This is a genomic window from Orrella sp. JC864 (genome assembly GCF_037026685.1).
Classification (GTDB): Bacteria; Pseudomonadota; Gammaproteobacteria; order Burkholderiales; family Burkholderiaceae_B; genus Orrella.
Window position 1 is genome coordinate 120,160 of sequence record NZ_JBANET010000007.1, and the last position, 26,980, is coordinate 147,139.

The following is a 26,980-nucleotide window of genomic DNA, read 5'->3' on the forward strand; positions in this document are numbered from 1 at the left end:
CGACATGAACTGCCGCTTCATTCCCTGGCTCGCCGCGCGAGTCCCCGGCCTGGCGCTGGCCTGCACCCTGCTGGCCGTGCCGGCGGCCCAGGCGCAAGCCCTGCCGGCCGCCACGGCCCAGGCCGACGGCGCCGCCGCGCCGCGCGTGTTTCCCGTCGCGCCGGTGCGCAAGCCCGACGGCTCGCCCTGGCAACTGGGCTACCTGCAAGGCGGCGACTACACCGACTACCCGGTCATCCTGGCGGCCATCGTGCGCGGCCTGCACACCCTGGGATGGATACCCGACCCCTCCCTGCCCGATCCCAAGACGCATACCTCGCGGCAGATCTGGGACCACCTGGTGCGCAACGTCAAAAGCGATTTCGTGCGTTTCGTGCCCGACGGCTACTACACGGCGGGCAACTTCGACGCATCCTTGCGCGGCCCCACGCGCGAGGCGCTGTCGCAGCGCCTGGCCGAGCGGCGCGACATCGACCTGATGATCGCCATGGGCACCTGGGCCGGCCAGGACATGGCCGCGCCGGCCATGACGCCGGTGCCCACCATCGTGGCTTCCACCAGCGACCCCATCGCCTCCAGGATCGTGGCCAGCGCCGAAGACAGTGGCCGCGACCACATCCATGCCAAGGTCGAGCCCGACCGCTACCAGGGGCAGGTGCGCCTGTTCCACGACATCGTGCCCTTCAAGACGCTGGGCGTGGTGTACGAGGACAGCGCCGAGGGCCGCACCTTCGGCGGGGTGGACGCGGTCGAGCAGATGGCCCGCGCGCTGGGCTTTCAGGTGCGGGCCTGCCATGCGCCCTTTAACAATGTCACGCCCGAGCAGGCGCGCCAAAGCGCGCAGGACTGCTATGCGCGGATCGCCCCGCAGGTCGATGCCGTGTACATCACCGTGCACCGCGGCGTGACCGGCCAGTCGCTGCCGGCCATCGTGGATAGCCTGGTGCAGGCCAGGGTGCCCAGCTTCTCGATGCTGGGTTCGGACGAGGTGCGCCAGGGCGTGCTCATGAGCATGGCGCAGGCCGACTACCTGCCGGTGGGGCTGTTCCATGCCGAGACCATCGCGCGCATCTTCCATGGCGCCAGCCCGCGCGAGCTGAGCCAGATCTGGATCTCGCCGGCCGAGATCGCGCTGAACCTCAAGACCGCCGAGCTGATCGGCTTTGACCCGCCCATCGACATCCTGCTGTCCTCGGACGAGGTCTACGACGGCCAGGGCCGCGATATCGCCGATTGAGCCTGCCGCCGGCGCGTCGCGGCCGGGCAGGGGACGGCCGCGGCCCGATGCCGGGCCCGTGCCTGCGCGGCGCGCGGATTTCAACCCAGCTCCATCGCCTCGCCGCAGGCCGCCCATAGGCGCGGATGCAGCACGGTGCGTTGCGCGGCCAGCGCGCGCAGGCGCTGGGCCGGCGTGCCGCGGCTGGCGGACCAGCATTCCAGCGTGCGGTCGGCGCCGGTGCGGCGGTTTTCCCAGACCCAGCGTACATAGTCCAGCCGGTGCCGGTCCTGCGCGTCCAGGCCCTGCGCGGCCACCGCCAGCACTTCGCCGGCCAGCGCATGCACCTCGGGCGCATGCAGCGCCTGCGCGATGGCCGCCTGGCGCAGGCCAAGCAGCCGCTGCCAGCCCCATTGCCGCACCAGCGCCTGGGCATCGTCCAGCCGCGCCAGCAGGCCGGCCTGGATGGCTGCGGCCGACAAGGTGACGTGCGCGGCGCGCTCGGGGCCGGCCTCTTGCAGCAGGGCGGCATCGACGAAGTTGGCCCCCGGCATGCGGCCTTCGATATAGCCTTCGGCGCCGTGCGCGGCCATCAGCGCCTCCAGGCCCTGCGGCGCCTGCAGCGCCCGCAGCAGCGCCGGCACCTCGGGCAGCGTGCCGAAGCGAAAGCGAAAGCGCGCGTCCAGGAAAGGGCTGAACTGCATGTGCTCGAAGTGCGCGGCCGACGGGCGCAGCGTCACGGCCTGGCCGCTGCCGCAGGCCGTGCCCTGCCATTGCGGGGCGGCCAGGAACTCCAGCAGCGAGGGATCGCCGTGCGCGCGCGCCGTGCGGGCGCTGGCCTTGTAGTCGCCATCCTGCCCGCAGGGCACGGTGTGCATGACGGTGCCCGGCCCATAGGCGCGCCGGAAATAATCGCCCAGGTCCGCATAGGGCTGCCCGGGCGTGCGCGACAGCCGTTCGTCGCAGGCATGGCGGCTGGTCGCGAACATGCGCGGCCAGATCGACAGCCGGTTTTCCTTCAGGCCGGTGGCCCGGCCGCCCTCGAGTGGGCTGTTGGCGAACAGGGCGATCGACGCCGGCGCCAGCGCCAGCACCACGTTCAGCGCCTGGGCGGCCTGGTGCAGCGGCACCGAGGTGGTGGGGCCGTTCTGCGCCTTGGCGTCGATGCCGACGCGGTGCGACCAGCCGCGCTGCCCGACCCAATAATCGTAGATGGGCTTGGGCGCGCGCGCGGCGCGATAGAAGGCCTCGTCCAGCGGGCAGTCGGGATGTTCCGAGACGTTCAGCAGCACCGCGCCTTCCTCGCCCAGCGCGTCGATGACGTCGGCCAGCTCGTCGCGCATCCGGGCCTGCAGCCGGGCCAGGCCGCCCGGGCCGCCGGGCACCGGGCCCAGCGCGCTTTCCAGGTGGTTGAAGGCGTTGTCCAGGCCGCTTTCGCCGTGCGTGCCCAGCAGCGCCACGACGCGCCCGCCCGCCTGCTTGGCCTGGGTGGCCTGGCCCCGCGCGGCCTTGCGCCGGGCCAGGGCCTGGAAGTAGCCCTGCCGTACGCAATGGCTGGCGCCGGTTTCGCCGTCGGCGACGACCATTTCCATTTCGAGGCCAAGTTTTTTCATGGGGGCGCGGCAAAGGCGTGACAGGCCGGGCGGCCAGGGCGCGCGGCTGCAAAAGGGGCGGGGCGCGCGGGATACGGGGTGAGTAACCGGCAGGACGCTTCGGTTCCGCAAACGGGAAAAGCCGCGCCGGGCCCGCGGCCGGCGCGGCGGCGGGCCCTGGAAGGGGACGGGCGTGCGCCCGGAAAGTGGCGGGCCCCGGGGCGCGGCCCGGGGCGGGCAGCCGTGCCGGCGTCAGGCCATCCTGGCCAAGGGGGCGCCGGCGGCCACGAAGCTGCCGACCTGGGCGGCGATGCGCACGGTGCCGGCGCGCGGCGCGTGCACGGGCATTTCCATCTTCATGGCTTCCATCACGGCCAGCAGTTCGCCCTGGGCCACTTGCGCGCCGTCCTGGACCTTCCAGGCTTGCACGGTGCCGGCCACGGGCGCGGCGACCGCGTCCGGATCCTGCGCGGGCGCGTCTTCCTCTTGCCGGGCATCGGCGCCGCCGGGGGCCGGCAGGCCGCGCAGCAGCGCCGCCGGCAGGCCCAGCATCACGCGCTTGCCGTCGATTTCCATGGCCATGCGCGTCAGGCCGGCGTCGGGCTCGGGCACCACGCGCACGGCCGCGGCCAGCGGCTCGGCGAAGTCGGTCTCGATCCAGCGGGTGTGCACGCGCAGCGCCTGGCCGCCGGCGAAATCCTCGTGCTCGATGACCGCGCGGTGAAAGGGCAGCACCGTGGCCACGCCTTCGACGTGGAACTCGCGCAGGGCGCGGCGCGCGCGCGCCAGCGCCTGCTCGCGCGTGGCGCCGGTGACGATGAGCTTGGCCATCATCGAGTCGAAGGCGCCGGGGACGGTCGAGCCGCTGGCCACGCCGCTGTCCAGCCGCACGCCCGGGCCGCTGGGCGGATCGAAGCGGCGCACCGGCCCGGGCGTGGGCAGGAAGCCGCGGCCCGGATCCTCGGCGTTGATGCGGAACTCGAAGGCATGGCAGCGCGGCGCGGGCGTGGCATCGAGCGCAAGCGGCAGGCCGTCGGCGATGCGCAGCTGCTCGATCACCAGGTCCACGCCCGTGGTTTCCTCGGTGACGGGATGCTCGACCTGCAGGCGCGTGTTCACCTCCAGGAAGGACAGCGTGCCGTCGGCGCTGAGCAGGAACTCGACCGTGCCGGCGCTGACGTAGCCGGCCGCCTTGCAGATGTCGTGGGCGGCCTGGTGCAGGCGCTCGCGCTGCGCGTCGGACAGGAAGGGCGCGGGCGCCTCCTCGACCAGCTTCTGGTTGCGCCGCTGCAGCGAGCAGTCGCGCGTGCCCAGCACCACCACCTTGCCGTGGGCATCGGCCAGCACCTGCACCTCGACGTGGCGGGGCCGGTCCAGGAACTTCTCCAGGAAGCATTCGCCGCGGCCGAAGGCGGCCACCGCCTCGCGCACCGCCGAGGCGTACAGGTCCTCGACCTCCTCCATGCGCCAGGCCACCTTGATGCCGCGCCCGCCGCCGCCGAAGGCGGCCTTGATGGCGATGGGCAGGCCGTGCTCGCGGGCGAAGTCCAGCACCTGCGATGCGTCCTGCACCGGCTCGGCGGTGCCGGCCGCCATCGGCGCGCCCACCTGGGCGGCGATGCGGCGGGCCTGCACCTTGTCGCCCAGGCTTTCGATGGCGGCCGGCGGCGGACCGATCCACACCATCCCGGCGTCGATCACGGCCTGGGCGAAGGCCGCGCTCTCGGACAGGAAGCCATAGCCCGGATGCACCGCGTCGGCCCCGCTGCGCCGCGCCACCTCCAGCAGCTTGCCGATGTTCAAGTAGGTGTCGGCCGGCTTCTGGCCGTCCAGGCCGTAGGCCTCGTCGGCCGCGCGCACGTGCAGCGCGTCGGCGTCGGCATCGGCGTAGACGGCAACCGACGCCACGCCGTAGTCGGCGCAGGCCCGGGCGATGCGCAGTGCGATTTCACCGCGATTGGCGATCAGGACTTTTTTCATGGGATAGGGGAGGAAATGGGGGCCGGCTCGGCGTGCCCGGCCCGCGGGTCCGAGGCGTGCGGCGACAGGGTCTTGAAGGTGGTCAGGGGGTTGAAGCGGATCCGGGCGCCGATGGGGATCTGCCCCGCCAGGTCCAGGTGATGGGTCGCCACCGCCGCGATCACCGGATAGCCGCCGGTCAGCGGGTGGTCGGCCAGGAACAGCACCGGCTGCCCGCTGGGCGGCACCTGGATGGCGCCCGGCGAGGTGCCTTCGCTGGGCAGCTCGCCCTGGCGCGCACGCGCCAGCGGCTGCTCGCCGGCCAGCCGGATGCCCACGCGGTTGGACTGCGCCGTGACCTCCCAGGTCTGCGCGGCCAGCAGGCGCACCGCCTCGCCGGTGAACCAGTCGGTGCGCGGCCCCATCACCACGTCCAGCGTGACGACCTCGCCGGCGCGGGGCAGCTTGTCGGGCGCGGGCATGAAGTCGGCCACGATCGCCCCGGCCGGGGCCGGACGCACCGGCAGGAAATCGCCGGCGGCCACGGCGGGCGGGCCGACGTGTGCCAGCGTATCGGTGGCGCAGCTGCCCAGCACCGGCTCGATCGCGAAACCGCCGCGCGCGGCCACATAGCAGCGCAGGCCGGCGGCCGGCTCGCCGATGCGCAGCACGTCGCCTTCGTCCAGGGCCAGCGCGCGATAGGGCGCGGCCGTCCAGCGCCGCCCGTCGGCGGCGGTGATCTCCAGCGGCGCCTGCGCGCCGGCGACGGCCAGCACCAGCGGGCCGCTGGCTTGCAGCGCCAGGCCGCCATAGGTGGTCTCCAGGCAGGCGCTGCCCGGCGCATTGCCCACCAGGCGGTTGGCGGCCCGCAAGGCCTGCTGGTCCATCGCCCCGGATGCCGCCACGCCCTGGCCGGCCTGGCCATGGCGGCCGCTGTCCTGGAACAGCGTTTGCAAACCGGCGGCCAGCACCGTCAGGCCGTGCCGCGGGCCCGGCTGCGCGGCGCGGGCGGGCCGCCCGGCGTCCACGCGCCTGCCGCGCGAGCGTTCGATCAAGGCTTGCAGCTGCGCCTCGGACAGGCGCGCGGCGTCCACGAAGCGCACCCGGTAGCCGGGCTGCAGCAGGGCCGGGATTTCGCGTCCCAGGTCCCACATCGCCAGCGGCGTGCTGCCCAGCAGCTGCCAGCCACCCGGGCTGGCCTGCGGATAGATGCCGCTGAAGGTGCCGGCCAGCGCCACCGCGCCCGGCGGGATGCGGGTGCGCGGCGAGCTGCGGCGCGGCACGTCCAGGCCGGGGTCGCCGCCGCTCAGATAGGCAAAGCCCGGGGCAAAGCCGGTAAAGGCCACCGAATACTCGCGGCCGGTATGGCGGGCCACCACTTCCTGGCGCGACAGGCCCAGCATGCCGGCGACCTCGTCCAGGTCCTCGCCGTCGTAATGCACGGGGATCTCGACCAGCGGGGCCGAGCGCTCGATGCGCGCATCCAGCCGGCGCGCGGCGATGTCGGCGACGATGTCCCGCGCGCTGCGCAGGGCGGGCCGGAAGGTGACCAGGATGGTGCGGGCGGCCGGCACCAGTTCGACCACGCCGGCGACCGGCTCGCGCTCGAGCGCATGCAGCAGGGACAGGGTCTGGTCCAGGTCGTCCAGTTCGACCAGCAAGGCGTTGAGGTTGACGGGAAGGAATCGCATCCAGGCTCGCTAGGGAAGAGCGCCAGGCTTGCGCCGGCTCAAGCCAATATTGTTCAACGATTTTCCTGTTTCGATCAACTATTTTGTAATGTTTGTTGATCGCGGTCGCGCCCCTCGCAGGCGGGCAGGGGGCGGCGCGGGCCGGGCGGCTAGCCGCCCAGGTGCGTGCGCAGGCGCTGCGCGTAGTCGTGCAGCGTGTCCATCGGCGGCTCCTTGCGTGGCCAGGACAGGGCGATGCCGTCGTTGCCGTGGCGCGGCACCACGTGCATATGGAAATGCAAGACGGTCTGGTCGCCTTCCTTGCCGTTGGCCTGCAGCAGGGTCAGGCCGGGGGGGGCGAAGGCCGCGCGCACGGCCAGCGCCACGCGCCGGGCGGTCTGCATGACGGCGGCGGCCTGCTCGGCGTCGATGTCGTACAGCGTGGCCGCGTGCCGGCGGGTCGCCACCAGCACATGGCCGGGATTGACCTGGCCCAGGTCCATGAAGGCCAGGGTATGCGCGTCTTCCCACACCCGCGCGGCAGGCAGCTCGCCGGCGACGATGCGGCAGAAGATGCACTGACCCGCAGGGGAGGTATCGACGAACTTGGGCATGGGGAAGTCTCCTCGTTTTTGGCCGCGGACGGCCCGGTCCGTGGGCAGCGGGCCGGCACCGCGATAGGCAGGCGGCCCGCTTGCCCCGATAATACGCCTCGCCCATCCCGGGCCGACCGGCACAACCCATGTCCCTGCTGCAACGCCTGCGCCTTGCGCCATCCGCTCCCTACCGCCGCCCGGCCGACCTGAGCTATGGCGCCGACGACTGCCCGCCGCCCGCAGGCCTGGCCGGGCTTGCCCTGCAGCACTGCACCACGGCGCTGGCGCTGATCGCCTACGTGCTGGCCATGTCGCACCTGGCCGGCCTGGCGCTGGAGCAGACCCGCCAGCTGGTCGCCGCCTCGGTGCTGGGCATGGCGCTGGCCACCGGCCTGCAGGCCTGGGGCCGGCGCACGGGCGCGGGCCAGCTCATCGTGCACATCCCCGATCCGAACCAGCTGACGGTGCTGGCGGTGCTGGTGGCCCAGTTCGGCCCCGGCGCGATGGTGGCCGCCGGCCTGCTGCACGGCGGCATGGGGCTGCTGGTGGCCCAGGGCATGCCGAGGCTGCGCGCGCTGCTGCCGCCGACCGTGGCCGGGCTGGTGGCGATGATGGGCGGCTTCGCGCTGGCCGCGCCCGGCCTGGCCCACCTGTCGGGCAGCACCGACGCGGCCCCGGCCTCGGGGCCGGCCCTGCTGGTGGGCGTGCTGACGCTGGCCACCGTGGTGGCGCTCTCGGTGTGGGGATCGCAAAAGACCCGGCTCTATGCCCTGCTGGGCGGGCTGGCGGCGGGCCTGGCGGCCGCCGCCCTGACCGGCCAGCTGCGCGGCGGCGAGATGCTGGCGGCCGCGCCGTTCTTTGCCTTGCCGTCGCTGGCCGCGCCCGTGTTCGACGTGGATCCCGGGCTGCTGGTCTCGGTGGCGCTGCTCAGCGTGCTGGTGCAGCTGGACACCCTGGGCACCGTGGCGCTGATGGACAAGATGAACAACGCCGACTGGCGCCGCACCAACATGCGCCAGGTCGCCGGCGCCATCCGCGCCGGCTCGCTGGGCAACATCGCCACCAGCGCGCTGGGCGCCTATCCGACCGCGACCTCATCGGCCTCGATCGCGCTCAGCCACATCAGCCGCTGCACCTCGCGCTACGTCGGCCTGGCGGTGGCGCTGATGCTGGGCGCCATCGCCTTCCTGCCGCAGGCCACGCTGGCGCTCACGCTCATCCCCACGCCCATCATCGGCGCGGTCGAAGTCTATGCCGCGGCCTATCTGATCGTCTCGGGCATCGAGCTGGTGGCCTCGCGGGCCATGGACGCGCGGGCCATCTTCATGGTGGGCCTGTCCTTCGTGGCCGGCATCGCCGTCATGGTGCAGCCCGAACTGGCCGCGCAACTGCCCGAATCGCTGCGCTTTCTGGCCGCCAACGGCATCATCACCGCCGGCCTGGCGGCCATCGGGCTGAACCTGCTGTTTCGCATCGGCGTGTCGCAGCGCAAGCAGGCGATGCTCGACCCGCGGGCCGGCATCGCCGTGACCGAACAGATCATCGACACGGTCGAGCTGTGGGGCGGCCAGTGGCAGGCCCGGCGCGAAGTGCTCAAGCGGGCGGCCGCCGCCGCGCTGGAGGCCGCCGAGTTCGCCGCGGCCGGCGGGCGGCAGGTCGTGGCGCTGCGCGGCAGCTTCGACGAGTTCCACCTGGTCGTCGAGCTGGTGCACAATGGCACGCCGCTGGCGATGGGCGGCGCCGACGCGGCCATGCTGGCGCAGCTGCTCGATGCCGACGATGCGGCCTTCGACAGCCAGATCGAGCAGGCCCTGAGCCACACCTCCCGGACGCTGCTCAGGCGCCTGGCCGAGCGGGTGGAGACCGGCACGCGCGCCGGCCAATCCTATTTGCGCCTGACCTTCGACCATTGAGGGCCCATGTCCAGACCGGAACAAGACACCATGACGCTGCAGGCCGGCCAGCCGCTGGCCGAAGAAGGCCTGGCCTGGCTGGCGGGCATCGCCGAGCGCGACGGCTGGCCGGCCGCGCTGCGTTTCCAGCTCTCGCTGTGCCTGGAAGAGGCGCTGGCCAACGTGCAGCGCCACGCCTTCGCCGGGCCGGCCGCCAGCCAGGCGCCGCAGCTGCAGCTGCGTTGCCGCCGCGCCGGCCGGGCCATCGCCCTGGAGATCGCCGACAATGGCCCGGCCTTCGACCCCACCGCGGCCAGCCTCGCGCCGCTGGCCGCCACGCTGGACGAGGCGCAGCCTGGCGGGCACGGGCTGCGCCTGATGCGCCACTACCTGAGCGACATGCAATACCGGCGCGAAGCCGGCCTGAACCGCCTTACCCTGGTTTCCCTGGAGAGCTTGCCCGATGCCGACTGACTCCTTGCGCGGCAAGATTTTCCTGCTGGTGGTGGCCATCCTGGTGGCCGTGGCCGGCTTCACCATGCTGGTGACCCGCTATACCGTGACCGCCACCGTGGTGGCCAGCGAGCAGCAGGGCGTGGACAACGTGCTGGACTTGCTCGAGCGCGACCTGCAGGCGCGCTGGGCCGCCTCGCTCAACGACAAGATCACGGCGGTGCGCGGCGGGCGGCGCCAGCTGCGCGAAAGCGGGCAGCTGATCGGCAACGTGCTGGCCGGCTATGCCGAACTGGCCGAGCGCGGCGTGCTTACGCCCGGCGCGGCGCAGGGCATGGCGCGGCGCTGGATCAACCAGCTCGAACTGGGCGGCAGCCGCTACGCGATGGTGTTCGACGAGCAGGGTGCGGTGCTGGCCAGCGGCCGCGCCGACATGATCGACCGCGACCTTTCGCAGATCCGCGACTTCAAGAGCCGGCCGCTGGCCCAGACCATGTACGCCGAAAGCCGCAAGGCCGGCTCCAGCTTTGCCATCTATCGCGACACCTTCGCCGCCTCGGCATCGGGCAGCCCGCTGCGCTATGCCTATTTCGGCTATTTCCGCGCCTGGAACTGGGTGGTGGCGGTTTCGGACAGCGCCGATCCGCTGATCGGCCAGATCGCCGAGCGGCGCAAGCAGATGGAGCATGCCCTGGCCGAGACCTTGTCCACGCTGGGCCTGGCGCAGTCCGGCTTCGTCTTCGTGCTCGAAGGCGATTTGCGCATGATCGTGCCGCCGCCCGGGCACGCGCAGCCGCTTTGGCAGGCGCGCGACGCGGCCACCGGCCAGCCGATCACCGAATTGCTGGCGCGGCTGCGCGATACCGCCGGACGCGGGCATTTCCTGTTCGATTCGGGCCAGGAGCGCTGGCGCATCGACGCCTCGTTCTTCAAGCCGCTGGGCTGGACCGTGGCCACCGCCGTGCCCGAGCAGGATCTCACGCAGCCGGCCGCGCGCCTGCTGAACCGGCAGGCCGCCATCTTCGGCGCCATGCTGGTGCTGGGCCTGGCCATGGCCTGGTGGGTGGCCGCGCGCATGGCCCGTCCGCTGGACCGGCTTACCCGCTACGCGCGCCAGCTGCCCGACGAGGACCTGACCTCGGCCAGCCCGGCGCCGGCGCAGATCCAGGCCTGGTCGCAGACGCGCCGCGACGAGGTCGGGCGCCTGGCGCGCAGCTTCCTGTTCATGCGCGAGAAGCTGCGCGGCAACGTCGCCAGCCTGATGAACGAGGTCAGCGCGCGCCAGCGCATAGAAAGCGAGCTGAACATCGCCCGCGACATCCAGCTGGGCCTTTTGCCCCTGCCATTGGGCCGCGACGCCGGCCAGCGGCTGGACCTGCACGCCACCATGGTGGCGGCCAAGGAGGTGGGCGGCGATCTTTACGACTACTTCCCGCTGGACCAGGACCGCTACTGCCTGGTCATCGGCGACGTCTCGGACAAGGGCGTGCCCGCGGCGCTGTTCATGGCGGTGACGCGCACGCTGATACGCTCGACCGCCGAGGAAGAACACGATCCGGCGCGCATCGTCGAGCGGGTCAACACCCGCCTGGCCGAGAACAATCCCAACATGATGTTCACCACCTTGCTGCTGGGCGCGTTGGATCTGCGCACGGGCGACTTCACCTGGGTCAACGCCGGCCATCCTGCGCCGCTGGTGGTCGGACGGGACGGCCGGGTGCGCGTGCTGGAAGGGCGCAGCGGCGCGGCCTGCGGCGTGGCCGAGGGCCTGCAGTACCGCAAGCTGCATACGCGCGTGCTGCCGGGCGAGATGATCGTGGGCTACACCGACGGCGTGACCGAGGCCTTCGGGCCAGGCGGCGACTACTACGGCGAGGAACGCCTGCAAGTCTTGCTGCGCCGCACCGCCGGCAGCGCGCAGGCGCGCGCCCAGGCCTTGCTGGAGGACGTGCGGGCCTTCGCGCAGGACGTGGAGCAGTCCGACGACATCACGCTGATCGTGGCGAGCCTGCGGGACGAATGAAGGCGCGCGCGTGCCCGGCGGCGCGCCTTGCTGTCGCAGCGGTCAGAGCAGCACGCTTTCCCAGAAGTCGCGGTAGTCCTCGCCGCCGGCGATATGCGTGCAGAGATCGACGATGGGCTTGCGCTTTTCCATGAATCCGGGCTCGTCGCCCAGGCCGCGCGCAAAATGCGAGACAGTCATCTGCCCGCACAGCAGGGCCTCCAGGTACGACTCCATATCCTTGCCGGCCGGGCCGAGATAGCCGTCGCCATGGATGGCCCTGATCGGGTGTTCGATATAGCCCCGTACCTGGCCTTCTGGCGCAAGCACTAGCAGCACCTCGGACATATAGGAAAAACACCAGCCATGCGGCGTCTCGTACGGCCTTTCCATGAAGATGGTCCACAGCATGGAGATATTGGAGAGGTCATGCCATTCGTAGAGCTCCATGATGGGGGCAGGCGCGTTCTCCAGCACCAATGGCTGGTCGCGCTTCTTCGCGGTGAACCGTTGATTCCTGTCTTCCGGGGTTACGTCCCAGGCTGTGCATACCGAACGAGGTACGTGTAGCCATGGCAGATAGTCCAGGAAAAACTCTATTTTCATGAGAACCGCCTCTTAGTAGTACGGGTGAAGTACGCCGTGGTATCCGATAAGCCTGGGCGCGGCGAGATTCCCTTGCCTTTCCGCGAGCTTGCGCAACGAATGAAAAGAGGGCTGCTCGCGCAGCCCTCTTTTTTCCCACCTTCATGCGGGCAGGCGCGCCGTGCGCCCGCCGCAGGCGCGGGCCTTACGGTCCGACAAAGCTCTGGGTGCTGTAGAACTGGCCGTCCAGCTTCTGGATGATCGGCAAGTCTTGCGAATTGCGGTTGGGCAGGCGGTCGATGTAGGTCTGGAACACGTCCGCATCCAGCACGCCGATGTCCACCCGGCGCTCGGCCGGCACGTTGGCCAGCGTGGTGTAGCCGTCGCCGCCCTCGGCGTTGAAGCTCAGCACGAAGAGCCGGTAGGTGGCGCCCGGGTCGATGGGATTCCACAGCCCGGTGGTCTGGTCCAGCACCTGCAGGTTGCTGGCGCGCGAGCCGCGCGGCTGGCTGGCGTCGACGGCAAAGCGCAGGCCGCCCGTGTACGGGTAGGGGCCGGTGCTGCCGCCGGGGCCGAAGGTCGCTTCCAGGCCGTCCTCGATCATGGCCTTGGCCTCGGCGCCCGTGATGTCCAGGCGATAGAGCATGTTGCCAAAGGGCAGCACCTCGATCACGTTGGCCGCCGTCACCTGGCCGTTCAGCGGTACGCGCACGCCGCCGCCGCTTTGCAGGGTGATGTCGGCGCCGCCGTAGTCGGCGTTGGCCACTTCCAGGTAGGCCTGGGCGACCAGCTGCTGGATGTCGCCGCCGCGCGCGCTGACTTCGCCCAGGGCGTTGCAGGCGGCGCTGGAGCGGCCGTAGTCCACGCTGCCGCTGCCCCCGGGCACGCGGCGCGAGCACAGTTCCTCGGCCGTCACGGCCACGACCTGCTGGCTGTACGCGTCCACCTTGGCCTTGAACGGCGCGAGGGTGGCGATGGCGGCCGCGTCTTCCAGCGTGTGGCGCAGGAAGCCGTACTGCGCGGCATCGGCCTTCAGGGCGGCGATGTCGGCCTCGCTGAAGGCCCCGCCGGCCGGCGGCGTGAAGGTCTCGCCAATCAGCACGTGCGGCGTGCCTTCGCAGGCGGTCACCACGCCGTCGGCATCGAAGCTGATCTTCATCTCGCCCACGACCTGCGAATACTCCCACGCCTGTGCCAGGCACACCGGTTCGCCGTCCTTGTTGGTCAGCTGTTCGGCATAGGCGCCGGCGGGCGTGCCCACGCCGACCTGGGCCATCGTGGCCGGGCCGAGCAGCGAGTGCGAATCGCCGCCCACCACCGCGTCCACGCCGCGCAGCTCGGCGATGAGCTTCTTGTCCAGCTCGTAGCCGACGTGGGTGCTCAGGATGATCTTGTTGACGCCCTGCTCCTGCAGCGCGTCGATGGCGCGCTGGGCGGCGGCGGCCTCGTCCTCGAAGGTCGTGCCGGCGTCGGGGCTGGACGACTGCTGGGTCTTGCCGGCGATGGTCAGGCCCACGATGCCGATCTTCTGGCCCGAGCGCTCGATCACGGTATAGGGATGCACATAGCCGGGCGCGTTCGAGGGGTGCAGGGCCGAGGCAGCGCCAAAGTGCACGTTGGCGCTGATCACCGGGGTCTGGCAATCGCCGGCGTGCAGCCGGTCGATGAAGTTCTTCAGCTCGGTGTCGCCCTTGTCGAACTCGTGGTTGCCCAGCGTGAAGGCGTCAAAGCACACCGTGTTCATCATGGCCGCGTCGGCCTCGCCGATTTCGCCGGCGCGGTTGAAATACAGGCTGCCGGTCAGCGCGTCGCCGGCGTGCAGCTTGATGACGTTTTCCTTGTCCTGGGCCAGCTCGCGGAAGGCGGTCGTCACGCGCGCGAAGCCGGCCGACGGCACGCGGGCCTGCACCGTGTCCCCGGCGGCGTTGCGCAGGTTCAGGGTCAGCGTCCGGCCGTCCAGGTTGGAATGATGGTCGTTGATGTGCAGCAGGGTCAGGTCGATCGGCGTCGGCGGTGCGGGCTGTTCCGGCGGATCGGACGGCCGGTGATCGTCGTCATCGTCGTCGCTGCTGCTGCAGGCGGCGAGCAGGCTGGCTGCCATCAGGCTGGCGATGAACACGCGGCTGCGCGCGTAGCGGCGATGCCCCGGCTGGGCATGGCGCTGGAATGTCGGGTGCATATTCCCTTCCCTGTGCTATGGATTACTTAGGAAAAGGGATGCTGAAGGCGAGTGGTTACATTGGCGTGACGCGCGGTGCGTGTCAGTGTGAAGATTTTGTGACTTTTGTCTTGCTGTCGATGCGCTGGGCCGGGCACAAGGCTCAGCCTATCCAGCGCGGGCGAGCGCGGCTCGCTCAGGGACGCCGCGGAGCCGGCTTGGCCGGTCCGCGGGCGTGCCCCCTTGAGCGGGAGGCGCGTGGGCGCCTCGGGGGCGGGCCTGTCAATCCTGCCGTTCGGTCACTTCCACCAGGTGGTAGCCGAACTGCGTCTTGACCGGCCCTTGCACGACATTGACGGGGGCGCTGAACACCACCTCGTCGAATTCGCGCACCATCTGGCCGCGGCCGAAGGTACCCAGGTTGCCGCCGTCGCGGCTGGAGGGGCAGCTGGAGTTTTCCTTCGCGACCTGGGCGAAGTCGGCGCCGTTCTCGATGGCGGTCTTCAATTCATTGCACTTGGCTTCGCTGGAAACCAGGATGTGGCGGGCGGTGGCACGGGCCATGGTCTTGCTCCTTGTAAAGAGACTCAAGGGTAACGCATCCGGGCAGGCGCGCCTTAGGCGGCCGGCCGCGGCAGCAGGATCTCGAAGGTCACGCCGTCCTCGCTGCGTCCGGTGGTGCCGCGCTGCGAACTGAAGTACAGGCGCGTCCCGTCGGGCGAGAGCGCCACGCCGGTGGTCTCGCTGCCGTCGTGGCCCACCAGCCGGGCGATGGCCTGCGAGGTGCCGTCGGTGCGCACCACGCCCACTTCCAGGTTGCCGCCGTCCTCGACCGCGATGACTTCGCCCAGCGCCGTCACCGTGATGTTGTCGGGGCGGTTGACCGAATAGCGGACCGGATCCTCGCTGTTGCGGTTGCCGTCGTAGATCACTTCCACCGTCTGGTTGTGGGTGTCGTAGGCCCAGATGCGGTGGTTCGACTGGGTGGCGAAATAGGCGATGCCGTTGAAGAACCAGGTGCCCTCGCACTTGGGGAACTCGGTGCCGGGCGGCACGCGGCCGGCCAGCCGTTCGGTCTGGCGCACGTAGTTCTGGCCTTCGTCGGGGCGGACCACGTCGATCCACTCCACGGCGCACGGCTGGTTCAGGTCCACGCCGGCCAGTTCGGCGGCGGCCACCACCTCCGCGTCGGGCGGCAGCGCGCGGATCTGCATCACCTGCAGGCGGCCGCTGCGCATGTTGGGGCGGTTCAGCTGCGCCGGCCAGTCGGCCTCGTCGCAGACGAAGCGGTAATAGCGCCCGCCGCTGGCGTCCTCGGACAGGTAGAGGGTGCGGTTGGCCACGTCCACGCACACCGCCTCGTGGGCGAACTTGCCCAGGGCCGGGAAGCTGCGGCCCACCTGCCCGTCCACCCAGCGGGTGAAGGGATCGCATTCCCAGGTCAGGCCCGCGGCGCGGCCCAGCAGGCCGGCTTCGGGGCCGGCCGGGTCCAGTTCGAATTCTTCGCACGACAGCCAGGTGCCCCAGGGTGTGGGGCCGCCCGCGCAGTTGGCCAGCGTGCCCTTGAGGATGGGATAGCTGTCGATCAGTTCGCCCTCGCGGTTAAAGCGCAGCGCCCCGACGCCGCCGAGGGGGCGCAGGGGCGGCGTGGGGGGCATGTCTATGGCCAGTTCGGCGTTGCTGACGTAGACCCAGCCGCCATCGGGCGCGGCAAAACAGGCGCCGCCGTCCGGCGCGCCGTGCCAGGGCTCGCGTCCGGGCAGCGGCGGATGGCCCGAGCGCGCCACGATGCGCGAGGAAAAGCCGTCGGGCAGCATCACGCCGTTTTCGTCGGCGGGGCGCAGTTCGGACATTTGCTCGAAGGGACTGACGGGCCCGGGCTGGGGCGGCGGCTCCTGGGCGGGCGGCTGTTCGCCGGGCGGGGTGTCCTGCCCTGGCGGCGTCTGGTCATCGTCGTCGCTGCTGCTGCAGGCGGCCAGGAATCCGCTCAAGGGGATGGCGCCGGCGGTTGTCAGCGACAGGCGCAGGAAGCGCCGGCGGTGTTTCATATCGAGGGGGATGATGGGATAGGGCATGGCGGCGCTCGCATGGCTTGTTGGGCAAGCCCGGCATGCTAGGGGCCGTGTGTGACAGGGCGGTGAAGCCCGTGCGGGAAGCGCGGCCCGCGCCCTAGCCGGGCCAGCGTCCGCCCAGGGCCTGCGTGGCGGCCTGCGCGGCGGCCTTGGCCTGTCCGGTCATCGTCTCGATGGCCGAAGGCGTGAAGCGCTCCTTGGGGCCGGACAGCGAGATCGCGCCCACGATCTCGCCGGAGGAACCGAACACCGGGCTGGCCACGGCGGCGCAGTTCGGGTCGCGCTCGCCCATGGACACCGCGCTCAGGCCCAGCGTGGCGTGCGCCTGCGCATCGTTCATGTAGCCGTGGATCAGGCGGCCGGCCGCGCCGCGGGTCAGCGGCAGCAGGTCGCCCACGCGGATGCGGTCCAGCGTGGAGTGGTGCGAATCGATGCGCAGCAGGCAGGTGCGCCAGCGGGCGTCGTGATAGACGTGAAAGGACGCGCTTTCGCTGCCCTGGTCCACGCATTGCCTGAGCAGCGGCTCGATGATCTCGGTCAGGCGGTAGGCCGCGTCGAAGGCGCGGCCCAGGCGGTGCGCGTACGGGCCCAGCGCGTAGCGGCCGTCATGGCGGCGCACCACCAGCGAGCCGCGCTCGAGCGAGGCGATCAGGCGCAGCAGCGTGCTTTTGTAAAAGCCCGTGGCCCGAGACAGGTCGGCCAGCGAGATGGGCTCGGTGCGCGAGGCGATCGCATCGACGATGGCCAGCGCCCGCTCCACGGCGGCAACGCCGTCTGCGGCGGGTTCGGCAGAAGAAGCGGCGTTGGGGTCCGGGGGGATGCGGGGCATGCGGGCTGGTCAGGTACGGTCTGCTCCCGGCTCGTCGTCGATCACGCGGCTGATTACCGGGAAATACCGGTTGCCGTGCCCGCTTTGCGCGGCCGCCTTGAACCAGTGCTCGACGGTGCGCGCGCCGCGCGCATTCACACCGGCCTGCTCGGCCAGGGCCAGCGCGTAGCGCAGGTCCTTGCTGGCGTAATCGACGGGAAAGGCCTTCTCGGGAAATTCGCCGGGAAGAATAGCTTTTAAGCCATGATTGCGCAATGCAAAGCTGTCGGCCGAGCCCTTGGACAAGGTGTTCAGCAGCACTTCGGGGTCCACGCCCGAGCGGCGGGCGATGGCGCGCGCCTCGGACAGCGCCACCACGGTCTCGAACAGCACCATGTTGTTCAGGATCTTCAGCACCTGGCCGCTGCCCACCGCGCCGCATAGCGTGATGTCGCTGGCGAAGGTGGCGATGTAGGGCCGCACCCGCTCGTACAGCTCGGGTGTGGCGCCCACCATCACGGCCAGCGTGCCCGCCTCGGCCGCCGCGCGCGTGCGCGCCACCGGCGCATCGACGAATTCCACGCCCAGCGCGGCGAAATCCTGGTGCAGGCGGCGCGTCAGGTCCACCGGCGAGGTGCTGGTGTCCACGATGACCTGGCCGCGGCGCGCATGCGTCAGCAGGCCGTCCTGGCCGCGCGCCAGCGCATCGACGATCTCGCCCGAGGGCAGCGACAGGAACACCAGGTCGCATTCGCGCATGATGCGCGGCACGTCGGCCGCCTCGATGCCGTGGGCGGCCAGCCGCTCCAGCGGCTCGCGCTGCTTGTCGTTGCCCAGCACAGGCACGCCGCTTTTCTGGGCCAGGTTGCGGCAGATGGGCTCGCCCATGACGCCCAGTCCGATGAATCCCAGTCGGGAAAATTCCTTCATGTCGTTCCGTTCTCCGTAATGCTAGAAATGTCCCTGCGCCCGCCTCGGCCCCTCAGGCCGGCATGCCCAGGTAGATGCCCTTGGATTGCTGGTACAGCCGCAGGCCCGGGATGCCTTTCTCGCGGCCGATGCCGCTTTGCTTGTAGCCGCCAAACGGCGTCGAGATCGATAGCTGCTTGTAGGTGTTGATCCAGACGGTGCCGGCTTCCAGGCGCGCGGCCACGCGCAGGGCGCGCGGGTAGTCGCGCGTCCAGATGCCCGAGGCCAGGCCATAGACGCTGTCGTTGGCCTGCGCCAGCAGGTCGTCCTCGTCGTCGAAGGGCAGGGCGCACAGCACCGGCCCGAAGATTTCCTCTTGCACCACGTGCGCATCGCGCGCCAGGCCGCCCAGGATGGTGGGCAGGTAGAAGGCGCCGGCCTGCAGGGCCTCGTCCTGCGGGCGCGCCGCGCCCAGCAGCACTTCGCAGCCTTGCGCGCGCGCGCCGGCGACCATGGCCTCGATCTTGTCTCGGTGGGCGAAGGAGGCGATCGGCCCCATCTGCGAGCCTTGCGCCTCGGGCATGCCCACGCGGATGCGGGACGCGCGCGCCACCAGCTTTTCCAGGAAGGCCTGGGCGATGCCGCGCTGCACGTACAGGCGCGAACCGGCCACGCACGATTGCCCGCTGCCCTCGAAGATGCCGCCGATCACGCCTTCGACCGCCGCATCCAGGTCGGCGTCCTCGAACACGATGTGCGGCGACTTGCCGCCCAGCTCCAGCGCCACGGGGATCAGCTTCTCGGCCGCGGCCTTGGCGATGGCGCGGCCGCTGGCCGTGCCGCCGGTGAAGGACACCATGCGCACGTCGGGATGCTCGACCAGGCGCTTGCCCACGGTGCCGCCCAGGCCGGTGACCACGTTCAGCAGCCCAGGCGGCAGCCCGGCCTGCAGCGCCACGCGGCCCAGTTCCAGGGCCGGCGAGGACGTGACCTCCGAGGGCTTGAGCACCACGGCGTTGCCGGCGGCCAGGGCCGGCGCGACCTTCTGCGCTTCCATGGTCAGCGGCGAGTTCCAGGGCGTGATGCAGGCCACCACGCCATAGGGCTCGTAGCGCGTCATGGACAGGTAGTTGCCGCGCGCCGGCGTGACGTCCGCGCACAGGGTCTCGCATACGCCCGCGTAGTAGCGGAAGGTGGCCGCGGCGCTGGCGGCCTGCGTCTTGCATTCGGCCCAGACCTTGCCGTTCTCGGCCATCTGCAGGCGAGCGAAGGTCTCGGCGTTGGCCTCGATGCCGTCGGCGATGCGGCGCAGCAGCGCGGCGCGCTGGTGCGCCAGCATGTCGCGCCAGCGCGGGTCCCGGACCGCCTTGAGCGAGGAGGCCACGGCGGCGTCCACGTCGGCGGCCGAGGCCGCGCCGATCAGGTGGTTCTGCCGGCCGTTGGCCGGATTGACCGAGGCGAAGGCATCGCCGGCGGCGACCCATTGGCCGTCGATCAACATGGGCTTGGGGGCGCCGGCGGCATCGCCGCCGGCCTGGGATTGCAACTGGGACATGAGTAGCGTCTTCCTCTCTTGGGACTGCGGAGCCTTGCCTGCCCGGGCGCGGGGCTGCGTCCTCAGGGTTTCTCCGTTTGACATCCTGGTGGCAACAAAATATAAAATAGAACATTCGTTCTGTCTACAGGAACGAATGCAATGCAACGAAACCGAGAGGAGACCTGTATGAACAGGGGATGGATGCGCGCCGCGTTCGCGGCGGCAATGCTTTTTGGCGCGACGGCGGCAGCCCAGGCCGACACCTATCCGGCGCGGCCGGTCACCATCGTGGTGCCCTATCCCGCTGGCGGCGCCACCGACATGATTGCGCGCGAGGTCTCGCAGCGCCTGGGCGAAACCTGGAAGCAGCCCGTGGTGGTCGAGAACCGCGCTGGCGCGGGCACCACCATCGGCGCCGGCTCGGTAGCGCGCGCCAAGGGCGATGGCCACACCTTGCTGATGACTACCTCGGCGCACACCATCAGCGGCCATCTGTACAAGGGCCTGCCCTACGATCCGCAAAAGGACTTTCGCGCGGTCACGCTGGTGACCAAGGTGCCGCTGGTGCTGGTGGTCAACAACGACCTGCCCGTCAAGACCCTGCCCGAGCTGCTGGAGTACCTGAAGACCCACGGCGAGCAGGTCAACTTCGCCTCGCCGGGCAACGGCACGGCCCAGCACCTGAGCGGCGAGCTGTTCAAGATCCGCACCAAGTCGGGCATCACCCACGTGCCGTATCGCGGCGACGCGCCGGCGATCACCGACCTGATGGGCGGGCAGGTGCAGATGATGCTGGCCACGGCCACCGCCGTGCTGCCCATGATCGATTCGGGCAAGCTGCGCGCCCTGGCGGTGGCGCACGACCGGCGCATCCAGGCCTTGAGCGACGTGCCGACCTTCGCCGAGGCCGGCATGCCGGACTTCGAGGCGGCCACCTGGTTCGGCTTGCTGGCCCCGGCCTCGGTCGACGATGCGGTGGTCGAGAAGGTCTACCGCGACGTGTCGGCGCTGGTCGATACGCCGCAGATGCGCAAGCGCATCGAGGACATGGGCGGCGACGTGATGAACAGCGGGCCCGCCGACTTCGAGGCCTTCATGCGCGAAGAAAGCGAGAAGTGGGGCAACGCGGTGCAGGCCTCGGGCGCTTCGCTGCAGAACTGAAAAAAAACGGCCCGCGCGAGGCCGGCAAGAAGAACAGCCATCGGCCAGGCCTAGACCCGCCGTCAGCAGCGGGCGCCTGGCAAGGGCGCGGGAGCGCCCGCGCCAAGGAGGAGCGATGAGACAAAGCGAGGAGCCCGGCCGCCCGGCCGGGCAGGCGCTGGCCGAACGTTTCGGCCAGGCGGTGCAAGGCCGGCGCTGCCGTCACGTATTCGATGCGGACGTGCTGGTGGAGTTCGGCCAGGCGCGCCGGCTGCTGCGCGTGCGCCAGGGCGCGGTGGCGGCGGTCGAGCCGGTGCCGCTGATGGCGTCCTGGGACTTTTCCGTGTCGGCCAGCGAGCAGGCCTGGCAGCGCCACTGGCGCAACCCGCCCGAACCGGGCTGGCACGACCTGTTTGCCATGGCCAAGCAAGGCGAGCTGCGCATCGCCGGCCGCCTGCATCCCTTGATGGCGAACCTGCAGTGCTTCAAGGACCTGCTGGCCGCTGCCCGGCCGGCCGCGCCGCCGGGGGGCGAACCCGTGCCACAGGCGGACGTGGGCGAGATCGAGCCCATCACCGGACGCTACGTGCGCTGCCTGGTGCAGGGCCGGCCCTGCCGCGTCTATTTCGAGGAGGCCGGCCAGGGTATCCCGCTGGTCTGCCTGCACACGGCCGGCGCCGATGCGCGCCAGTACCGGCACATGCTGTGCGACCCGGACATCACCTCGCGCTATCGCGTGCTGGCCTTCGACATGCCGGCGCACGGCAAGTCCTATCCGCCCCAGGGCTGGGCGGGCGAACCCTACCAGCTCACCACGGCGCGCTACGTGGACACCATCCTGGCCTTTTGCGACGCCCTGAAGCTGGAGCGCCCCGCGCTGATCGGCTGCTCGATCGGCGGGCGCATCGTGCTGGAGCTGGCGCGCGCGCACGCCGGGCGCTTTCGCGCGCTGGTCGGCGTGGAGTCGGCCGACTACCAGCAGCCCTGGTACGACACGGCGTGGCTGCATCGCGGCGACGTGCACGGCGGCGAGGTCTGCGCCGCGCTGGTATCGGGCCTGGTGGCCCCGCAGTCGCCCGCGCAATACCGCGACGAAACCTTGTGGCAATACATGCAGGGCGGCCCGGGCGTGTTCCGCGGCGACCTGCATTTCTACCGCGAGGACGCCGACCTGCGCGGCAAGCTCGATGCGGTGCGCACCGACCTGTGCCCGCTGTACCTGCTGACCGGCGAATACGACTTCTCGTGCACGCCGCAGGACACCGAACGGACCGCGCGCGCCATCGCCGGCGCGCAAGTGACCGTCATGCGCGGAGTGGGGCATTTCCCCATGAGCGAAAACCCGTCCCGCTTCCGGCAATACATCATGCCGGTGCTGGATGACATCGCCGGCCGCGCGGCGCGCGCCTGAGGGCGCCGCCGCCGGCAGGGCACAAGAGCGACAACAAAGGAGACTGACATGAAGGCATCAACCCTTGCAGCGGCGCTGGCCGGCCTGGCCCTGTGCGCATCGGCCGCGGCGCAGGAAACCCTGACGATCGGCGCGCTGGTCACGCTCTCGGGCGCGGGCGCGGCCTGGGGGCAGGGCATGCGCAATGCGGCCGAACTGGCCGCCGAGCAGGTCAACAAGGAGGGCGGGCTGGAGGTCGGCGGCAAGCGCTACCAGGTGCGCGTGGTGGCCTACGACGACAAGTACCAGGCCAACGAGGCGGTGACGGTGGCCAACCGCCTGATCTACGAGGACAAGGTGCGCTACATCATCGGGCCGGTGGGCTCGGCCCCCGTGCTGGCGATCCAGCCCACCACCGAGAAGAACAAGGTCATCCTGCTGACGCTGGGCTTCACCACCAAGGCGCTGTCCAAGGACAAGCCCTATACCTTCCGGCCCAACGTCACCACCGCGGAGGTGGCCCAGCCGCAGATCGACTGGCTGGTCAAGCACCAGGGCATCAAGAACGTGGGCGCGCTCTTTCCCAACGACGAGACCGGCCAGCAGATCGCGCTGGACCTGGAGCAGGCCTATGGCCAGGCCGGCGCCACGCTCTCGGCCAAGGAGTTCTTCGAGCGCGACCGCGTGGACTTCGTGCCGCTGCTGACTCGCATGATGGCGCGCGGCATCGACGCCATCGAGCTGGACGGCAACTCGCCGGCCACCGCCGGCCTGGTGGTCAAGCAGGCGCGCGAACTGGGTTTCGAAGGCAAGATCGTGCGCACCGGCGGCCCGGCCACGCAGGAGATCGCCAGCGTGGCCGGCAAGGAGGCGGTCGAGGGCATGTTCGTGCATACGCCCATCGACACCGAGCTGGCATCGACCAAGGCCTACATCGAGCTGTACGGGCAGCGCTACAAGCACGCCATGAACGGCTTCAGCCCGGCGTTCTACGACGGCACGCGCATGCTGTTCGAGGCCATGCGCCGCGCCGGCACGGTCCAGGACACCGACCGGGTGCGCGAGGAACTGGAAAAGCTCAGCGGCTTCGAGGGCGCGCTGGGCAAGCTGTCATGGACCGGCCAGGAGCGCTACGGCATCGCGCACCAGCTCGATGCGCCCTTCTACGTCGCCGAGGTCAAGGACGGCAAGGAAGTCATCCGCGCCCGCTGCACCGTGGCCGGCTGCCAATAAGAACGCCAGCTCGAAGGGGGAACTCCGTGGACTGGACCTTGCTGCTGTCGCAGGCGACGATCAATGGACTGATCGTCGGCCTGCTCTACCTGCTCATGGCGGTGGGCTTTACCCTGGTGTTCGGGATCATGCGCATGGTGAACTTCGCCCACGGCGAGTTCTACATGCTGGGCGCCTTCGGCGCCTACGTCCTGACCGCCCAGGCGGGCCTGCCGTTCCTGGCCGCCGTGGCCATCACCTTCGCCCTGGCGGTGGCCGGCGGCGCCGTGCTCGAATGGGGCGTGCTCAAGCCGTTCCGGCGCGACGAGCTCAACGGCATGATCGCCACCATCGGGCTGGCGATGATCCTGCAGAACGGCGCGCTGATGGTCTTCGGTCCCGACCCCCTGTCCATGCCGGCGGTGGCGCGCGGCACGGTCCGGCTGGACAAGATCGTGGTGCCCATGTCGCGGGTGTACGTGGTGGGCTTCGCCTTGCTGGCGCTGGCCATGCTGTACGTCTTCCTGCGCCACTCGCGGGCCGGGCGCGCCCTGCGCGCGGTGGTGGAGGATTTCGAGATCGCCTCGATCCAGGGCATCCGCTCGCGCATCTACTATCCGCTGGGCTTCGGGCTGGGCGTGGGGCTGGCGGCGGTGGCCGGCGCGCTGATGGCGCCGCTGTTCTCGGTCTCGCCCTTCGTGGGCGCCACGCCGCTGCTCAAGGCCTTCATCGTGGTGATCCTGGGCGGGCTGGGCAGCATACCGGGCGCGGTGGTGGCCGGCCTGGCCCTGGGCCTGGCCGAGAGCTACGCCAGCCTGTTCTTCAGCAGCAGCACGGCCGACATGCTGATCTTCGCCATCGTCATCCTCATGCTGGTCGCGCGGCCCAAGGGCCTGCTGGGCAAAGGAGAAGCCTGATGCAAGCCACTTCATCCCCGAGCGCGCGCCCCGGCCGCGCGTCCCTGGCCCTGCTCGCCGTGCTGGCGGCGCTGGCCGCCATGCCCTGGTTCGCCACTCCCTTCGTGCTGCACCTGGCGGTGCTGGCCTGCCTGAACGTGCTGATCGTCAACGGCTTGGCGCTGATCGCGCGCACCGGCCAGCTGTCGCTGGGCCACGCGGCCTTCGTGGCGCTGGGCGCCTACGGATCGGTGCTGGCCGAGCGCCATTGGGCGCTGGGCTTCGTCTCGTCCGGCCTGCTGGGCGTGGCCGCTGCCGCGGCCGTGGCCCTGCTGCTGGGCTGGGTCATCCTGCGCCTGCGCGGGGTGTACTTCGTGCTGGTCACCTTCGCCTTCGGCGAGCTGATGCGCCTGGCGCTGCTGGACTGGTCGGCGCTGACGGGCGGGGCCAACGGCATCGCCAACATCGGGCCGGCCGTCATGCTGGGCTTGGCCTTCGACACGCGCCTGAAGTTCTACGCGCTGGCGCTGGCGGCCGCGGCGCTGTCGGTGCTGTTCCTGGCGCTGCTTGCCAGAAAGCCGCTGGGCCATGCGCTGGACGCCGTGCACGACAACCCCTCGCTGGCCGAATCCACCGGCCTGAGCGTGCACCGCCTGCAGGTGCTGGCCTTCGTGGCCGGCAGCGCGCTGGCGGGGCTGGGCGGCGTGCTGCAGGCGCGCTACGTCGGCTACGTCTCGCCCGAGTCCTTCAACCCGGCCATATCGGTGGGTTTCGTCATCATGCTGGTGATCGGCGGGCGCCGCTCGGTATGGGGCCCGCTGGTCGGCGCGCTGGTGCTCACGCCGCTGCCCGAACTGTTTCGCGGCGCGGTGCAGACCCAGCACATCCTGTATGGCGCCGCGCTGATACTGATCCTGCGCTTCATGCCGCAGGGCCTGGCGGGCTTGCCCGCGCTGGCGCGCCTGGCCGGCCGCCGTCCCAAGGAGCAGTCATGAACGAGGCACTATTGACCGTCAAGGGCCTGACCCGCCATTTCGGCGGCCTGGCCGCGCTCAGGGACCTGAGCTTCTCGGTGGCCGAAGGCGAGATCGTCGGCCTGATCGGCCCCAACGGCGCGGGCAAGACCACGGCCTTTAACGTGATCAGCGGCGCGATCCCCGCCTCGGCGGGCAGCGTGCATTTCGCCGGGCAGGATCTCACCGACGGCCCGCCCAGCCGCGTGGTGGTCGCGGGCCTGGCCCGCACCTTCCAGGCCACCTCGACCTATCCGGACGTCAGCGTGGCCGAGAACGTGCGCCGCGGCCTGCTCTCGCGCATCCGCGGCTCCTGGGCCAACCGGCTGGTCGGACGCAGGCACGGCTGCATCGGGCCGGCGCAGCTGGAGGACGAGGTGCAGGCCATCCTGGCCATGACGCAGCTCTCGCGCTGGAGCGATGCGCGCGCCGGTGCGCTGGCCTACGGCCTGCAAAAGAAGCTGGGCATCGCCGTGGCCCTGGCCGCGCGCCCGCGCATGCTGCTGCTGGACGAGCCGGCGGCCGGCCTGAACCACGAGGAGTGCCGCGAGCTGGGCCGGCTGCTGCGCAGCCTGCAGGCCGAACACGGCCTGACCTTGCTGCTGGTCGAGCACCACATGGCCCTGGTCATGGAGCTGTGCCATCGCATCGTCGTGCTGGTGCAGGGCGCCAAGATCGCCGAAGGCACGCCCCAAGCGGTGCGCGAGAACCCTGCCGTCATCGAAGCCTACCTGGGAGCGCCCGACTATGCCCATGCTTGAAGTGCAAGACCTTACCGTGCGCTACGGGCCCCTGCAGGCCGTGCGCAAGATCGGCTTCAGCGTGCAGCAGGGGCAGATCGTCGCGCTGATCGGCGCCAACGGCGCGGGCAAGAGCTCCACGCTCAAGGCCCTGATCGGCCTGACGCCGGCCGCCGGCGGCACCCTGCGTTTCATGGACGAGGACATCACCGCCTTGCCCGCCGCCGCCCGCGTCACGCGCGGGCTGGCGCTCTCGCCCGAAGGCCGGCGCCTGTTCGGCCGCATGACGGTGCTGGACAACCTGCTGGCCGGCGGCCACGGCGTGCGCGACCGCGCGCGCCTGCGGCGCACGCTGCAGGAGGTCTACGCGCTGTTTCCGCGCGTGCACGAACGGCGCGGCCAGCTGGCCGGCTCGCTGTCCGGCGGCGAGCAGCAGATGGTGGCCATCGGCCGCGCGCTCATGGCCCAGCCGCGCCTGCTGATGCTGGACGAGCCCTCGCTGGGCATCGCGCCCAAGGTGGTGGCCGAGATCGCCCTGGCCATCGAACGGCTGAACCGGGACAGCGGGCTGTCGATCATCCTGGTCGAGCAGAACGCGCGGCTGGCGCTGCGGCTGGCCCACCAGGCCTATGCGCTGGAGCACGGCGAGGTGGTGCGCACCGGGCGCGGCGAGGAGCTGCTGGCCGATCCTTTCGTGCAGAAGGCCTACCTGGGCGTCTAGCGCCGACCGGGGCGCGGTGCACAGAAAACCAGTTCAATTGAAACAATGGTTGCCAGCGCCCCGGATAGGGTGCACAGTGAACGGGCCAGTCCATGCTGGACGGCAGCGGATTCGTTCTACCCTAGTGGCGAAGGTCTCCGCCACACCAGAGCTTTCATGCTCAATTTTAGGAACTCGTTTGAAAACAGAAACCGGTATTGTGAAGTGGTTCAACAACGACAAGGGCTTTGGCTTCATCATGCCCGAAGCCGGCGGCAAGGACCTCTTCGCGCACTACTCCGAGATCCAGGGATCCGGCCACAAGACGCTGGAAGAAAACCAGCGTGTCTCCTATACCGTGACGCAGGGCGCCAAGGGCCCCCAGGCCTCGTCCATCACGGTGCTTTGACGGCCTTCGCCCAGCGAAGCCCATGAAGCAA

General features: G+C 70.6%; 23 protein-coding genes. 12 read left to right on the plus strand and 11 right to left on the minus strand.

All coding sequences use genetic code 11. From position 1 onward, the window contains the following. The first annotated feature begins 4 nt into the window (after positions 1-4). Positions 5-1,237: an ABC transporter substrate-binding protein gene (locus V8Z80_RS09230; protein WP_336061806.1), complete on the plus strand. Its 1,233-nt coding sequence runs from the start codon at positions 5-7 to the stop codon at positions 1,235-1,237. Between the two features lie 80 nt (positions 1,238-1,317). Here V8Z80_RS09230 and V8Z80_RS09235 read toward each other — a convergent pair whose 3' ends face one another. The 4 genes from V8Z80_RS09235 to V8Z80_RS09250 form a co-directional block, all read right to left on the minus strand. Then, positions 1,318-2,829, minus strand: coding sequence for a glutamate-cysteine ligase family protein (locus tag V8Z80_RS09235; protein ID WP_336061807.1), 1,512 nt, complete (start codon positions 2,827-2,829; stop codon positions 1,318-1,320). A 231-nt stretch (positions 2,830-3,060) separates the two neighbouring features. Then, positions 3,061-4,788, minus strand: coding sequence for an ATP-binding protein (locus V8Z80_RS09240; RefSeq protein ID WP_155194026.1), 1,728 nt, complete (start codon positions 4,786-4,788; stop codon positions 3,061-3,063). Further along, positions 4,785-6,458: an urea amidolyase family protein gene (locus tag V8Z80_RS09245; protein WP_336061808.1), complete on the minus strand. Its 1,674-nt coding sequence runs from the start codon at positions 6,456-6,458 to the stop codon at positions 4,785-4,787. The genes V8Z80_RS09240 and V8Z80_RS09245 overlap by 4 nt, the downstream gene beginning before the upstream one ends. Before the next feature lie 149 nt (positions 6,459-6,607). Then, positions 6,608-7,051 (minus strand): HIT family protein, encoded by a 444-nt coding sequence (locus V8Z80_RS09250; RefSeq protein ID WP_155194030.1) that lies wholly within the window; start codon positions 7,049-7,051, stop codon positions 6,608-6,610. Between the two features lie 128 nt (positions 7,052-7,179). Between V8Z80_RS09250 and V8Z80_RS09255 the strand changes: the two genes are divergently transcribed. The 3 genes from V8Z80_RS09255 to V8Z80_RS09265 are packed head-to-tail and all read left to right on the plus strand — an operon-like array spanning position 7,180 to position 11,401. After that, complete coding sequence (locus V8Z80_RS09255) at positions 7,180-8,946, plus strand: solute carrier family 23 protein (RefSeq protein WP_155194031.1); 1,767 nt, start codon at positions 7,180-7,182, stop codon at positions 8,944-8,946. A 6-nt stretch (positions 8,947-8,952) separates the two neighbouring features. Continuing rightward, on the plus strand, positions 8,953-9,399 hold the full coding sequence (locus tag V8Z80_RS09260) for an ATP-binding protein (RefSeq protein ID WP_336061809.1): 447 nt from the start codon (positions 8,953-8,955) through the stop codon (positions 9,397-9,399). After that, on the plus strand, positions 9,389-11,401 hold the full coding sequence (locus V8Z80_RS09265; RefSeq protein WP_336061810.1) for a SpoIIE family protein phosphatase: 2,013 nt from the start codon (positions 9,389-9,391) through the stop codon (positions 11,399-11,401). Before V8Z80_RS09260 ends, V8Z80_RS09265 begins: the two co-directional genes overlap by 11 nt. A 42-nt stretch (positions 11,402-11,443) precedes the next feature. On the opposite strand, the gene V8Z80_RS09270 is transcribed toward V8Z80_RS09265, so the two are convergent. The 7 genes from V8Z80_RS09270 to V8Z80_RS09300 form a co-directional block, all read right to left on the minus strand. Then, a complete protein-coding gene (locus tag V8Z80_RS09270; RefSeq protein ID WP_336061811.1) occupies positions 11,444-11,986 on the minus strand; it encodes a hypothetical protein in 543 nt (180 codons plus the stop codon). A gap of 184 nt (positions 11,987-12,170) precedes the next feature. Beyond that, positions 12,171-14,144, minus strand: coding sequence for a bifunctional metallophosphatase/5'-nucleotidase (locus tag V8Z80_RS09275; RefSeq protein ID WP_442951955.1), 1,974 nt, complete (start codon positions 14,142-14,144; stop codon positions 12,171-12,173). Between the two features lie 261 nt (positions 14,145-14,405). Continuing rightward, positions 14,406-14,687 (minus strand): peptidylprolyl isomerase, encoded by a 282-nt coding sequence (locus V8Z80_RS09280; protein WP_336061812.1) that lies wholly within the window; start codon positions 14,685-14,687, stop codon positions 14,406-14,408. A gap of 53 nt (positions 14,688-14,740) precedes the next feature. After that, a complete protein-coding gene (locus V8Z80_RS09285; protein WP_336061813.1) occupies positions 14,741-16,198 on the minus strand; it encodes an alkaline phosphatase PhoX in 1,458 nt (485 codons plus the stop codon). A 94-nt stretch (positions 16,199-16,292) separates the two neighbouring features. Beyond that, positions 16,293-17,024 carry an IclR family transcriptional regulator gene (locus V8Z80_RS09290; RefSeq protein ID WP_336061814.1) on the minus strand — a complete coding sequence of 244 codons (732 nt, stop codon included), beginning with the start codon at positions 17,022-17,024 and terminating at the stop codon, positions 16,293-16,295. A 9-nt stretch (positions 17,025-17,033) separates the two neighbouring features. Beyond that, positions 17,034-17,933 (minus strand): NAD(P)-dependent oxidoreductase, encoded by a 900-nt coding sequence (locus V8Z80_RS09295; RefSeq protein ID WP_336061815.1) that lies wholly within the window; start codon positions 17,931-17,933, stop codon positions 17,034-17,036. Between the two features lie 52 nt (positions 17,934-17,985). Further along, complete coding sequence (locus V8Z80_RS09300) at positions 17,986-19,467, minus strand: aldehyde dehydrogenase (protein ID WP_442951956.1); 1,482 nt, start codon at positions 19,465-19,467, stop codon at positions 17,986-17,988. Positions 19,468-19,635: 168 nt separating this feature from the next. Between V8Z80_RS09300 and V8Z80_RS09305 the strand changes: the two genes are divergently transcribed. The 8 genes from V8Z80_RS09305 (at position 19,636) to V8Z80_RS09340 (ending at position 26,949) form a co-directional block, all read left to right on the plus strand. Continuing rightward, complete coding sequence (locus tag V8Z80_RS09305; RefSeq protein ID WP_155194052.1) at positions 19,636-20,610, plus strand: Bug family tripartite tricarboxylate transporter substrate binding protein; 975 nt, start codon at positions 19,636-19,638, stop codon at positions 20,608-20,610. Between the two features lie 532 nt (positions 20,611-21,142). After that, positions 21,143-22,000, plus strand: coding sequence for an alpha/beta fold hydrolase (locus tag V8Z80_RS09310; RefSeq protein WP_336061841.1), 858 nt, complete (start codon positions 21,143-21,145; stop codon positions 21,998-22,000). A 48-nt stretch (positions 22,001-22,048) separates the two neighbouring features. Then, positions 22,049-23,212 carry an ABC transporter substrate-binding protein gene (locus V8Z80_RS09315; protein WP_336061816.1) on the plus strand — a complete coding sequence of 388 codons (1,164 nt, stop codon included), beginning with the start codon at positions 22,049-22,051 and terminating at the stop codon, positions 23,210-23,212. A gap of 26 nt (positions 23,213-23,238) precedes the next feature. Next, positions 23,239-24,108: a branched-chain amino acid ABC transporter permease gene (locus V8Z80_RS09320; protein ID WP_336061817.1), complete on the plus strand. Its 870-nt coding sequence runs from the start codon at positions 23,239-23,241 to the stop codon at positions 24,106-24,108. Beyond that, positions 24,108-25,082, plus strand: a complete 975-nt coding sequence (locus V8Z80_RS09325; RefSeq protein ID WP_336061818.1) for a branched-chain amino acid ABC transporter permease — start codon at positions 24,108-24,110, stop codon at positions 25,080-25,082. Before V8Z80_RS09320 ends, V8Z80_RS09325 begins: the two co-directional genes overlap by 1 nt. Then, positions 25,079-25,861, plus strand: a complete 783-nt coding sequence (locus tag V8Z80_RS09330) for an ABC transporter ATP-binding protein (protein ID WP_155194061.1) — start codon at positions 25,079-25,081, stop codon at positions 25,859-25,861. Before V8Z80_RS09325 ends, V8Z80_RS09330 begins: the two co-directional genes overlap by 4 nt. Continuing rightward, entirely contained in the window at positions 25,848-26,561 is a 714-nt protein-coding gene (locus tag V8Z80_RS09335) for an ABC transporter ATP-binding protein (protein ID WP_155194063.1), read from the plus strand. Before V8Z80_RS09330 ends, V8Z80_RS09335 begins: the two co-directional genes overlap by 14 nt. A gap of 178 nt (positions 26,562-26,739) precedes the next feature. After that, positions 26,740-26,949, plus strand: coding sequence for a cold-shock protein (locus tag V8Z80_RS09340; protein ID WP_155194065.1), 210 nt, complete (start codon positions 26,740-26,742; stop codon positions 26,947-26,949). Positions 26,950-26,980 lie beyond the last annotated feature (31 nt).

Coding starts and splice junctions, on each gene's coding strand:
- V8Z80_RS09335 (WP_155194063.1), top strand. CDS start 25,848: ATGCCCATGCTTGAAGTGCAAGACCTTACCGTGCGCTACGGGCCCCTG.
- V8Z80_RS09250 (WP_155194030.1), bottom strand. CDS start 7,051: ATGCCCAAGTTCGTCGATACCTCCCCTGCGGGTCAGTGCATCTTCTGC.
- V8Z80_RS09275 (WP_442951955.1), bottom strand. CDS start 14,144: ATGCACCCGACATTCCAGCGCCATGCCCAGCCGGGGCATCGCCGCTAC.
- V8Z80_RS09255 (WP_155194031.1), top strand. CDS start 7,180: ATGTCCCTGCTGCAACGCCTGCGCCTTGCGCCATCCGCTCCCTACCGC.
- V8Z80_RS09330 (WP_155194061.1), top strand. CDS start 25,079: ATGAACGAGGCACTATTGACCGTCAAGGGCCTGACCCGCCATTTCGGC.
- V8Z80_RS09300 (WP_442951956.1), bottom strand. CDS start 19,467: ATGTCCCAGTTGCAATCCCAGGCCGGCGGCGATGCCGCCGGCGCCCCC.
- V8Z80_RS09305 (WP_155194052.1), top strand. CDS start 19,636: ATGAACAGGGGATGGATGCGCGCCGCGTTCGCGGCGGCAATGCTTTTT.
- V8Z80_RS09290 (WP_336061814.1), bottom strand. CDS start 17,024: ATGCCCCGCATCCCCCCGGACCCCAACGCCGCTTCTTCTGCCGAACCC.
- V8Z80_RS09315 (WP_336061816.1), top strand. CDS start 22,049: ATGAAGGCATCAACCCTTGCAGCGGCGCTGGCCGGCCTGGCCCTGTGC.
- V8Z80_RS09280 (WP_336061812.1), bottom strand. CDS start 14,687: ATGGCCCGTGCCACCGCCCGCCACATCCTGGTTTCCAGCGAAGCCAAG.
- V8Z80_RS09265 (WP_336061810.1), top strand. CDS start 9,389: ATGCCGACTGACTCCTTGCGCGGCAAGATTTTCCTGCTGGTGGTGGCC.
- V8Z80_RS09325 (WP_336061818.1), top strand. CDS start 24,108: ATGCAAGCCACTTCATCCCCGAGCGCGCGCCCCGGCCGCGCGTCCCTG.
- V8Z80_RS09260 (WP_336061809.1), top strand. CDS start 8,953: ATGTCCAGACCGGAACAAGACACCATGACGCTGCAGGCCGGCCAGCCG.
- V8Z80_RS09230 (WP_336061806.1), top strand. CDS start 5: ATGAACTGCCGCTTCATTCCCTGGCTCGCCGCGCGAGTCCCCGGCCTG.
- V8Z80_RS09285 (WP_336061813.1), bottom strand. CDS start 16,198: ATGCCCTATCCCATCATCCCCCTCGATATGAAACACCGCCGGCGCTTC.
- V8Z80_RS09240 (WP_155194026.1), bottom strand. CDS start 4,788: ATGAAAAAAGTCCTGATCGCCAATCGCGGTGAAATCGCACTGCGCATC.
- V8Z80_RS09270 (WP_336061811.1), bottom strand. CDS start 11,986: ATGAAAATAGAGTTTTTCCTGGACTATCTGCCATGGCTACACGTACCT.
- V8Z80_RS09235 (WP_336061807.1), bottom strand. CDS start 2,829: ATGAAAAAACTTGGCCTCGAAATGGAAATGGTCGTCGCCGACGGCGAA.
- V8Z80_RS09295 (WP_336061815.1), bottom strand. CDS start 17,933: ATGAAGGAATTTTCCCGACTGGGATTCATCGGACTGGGCGTCATGGGC.
- V8Z80_RS09245 (WP_336061808.1), bottom strand. CDS start 6,458: ATGCGATTCCTTCCCGTCAACCTCAACGCCTTGCTGGTCGAACTGGAC.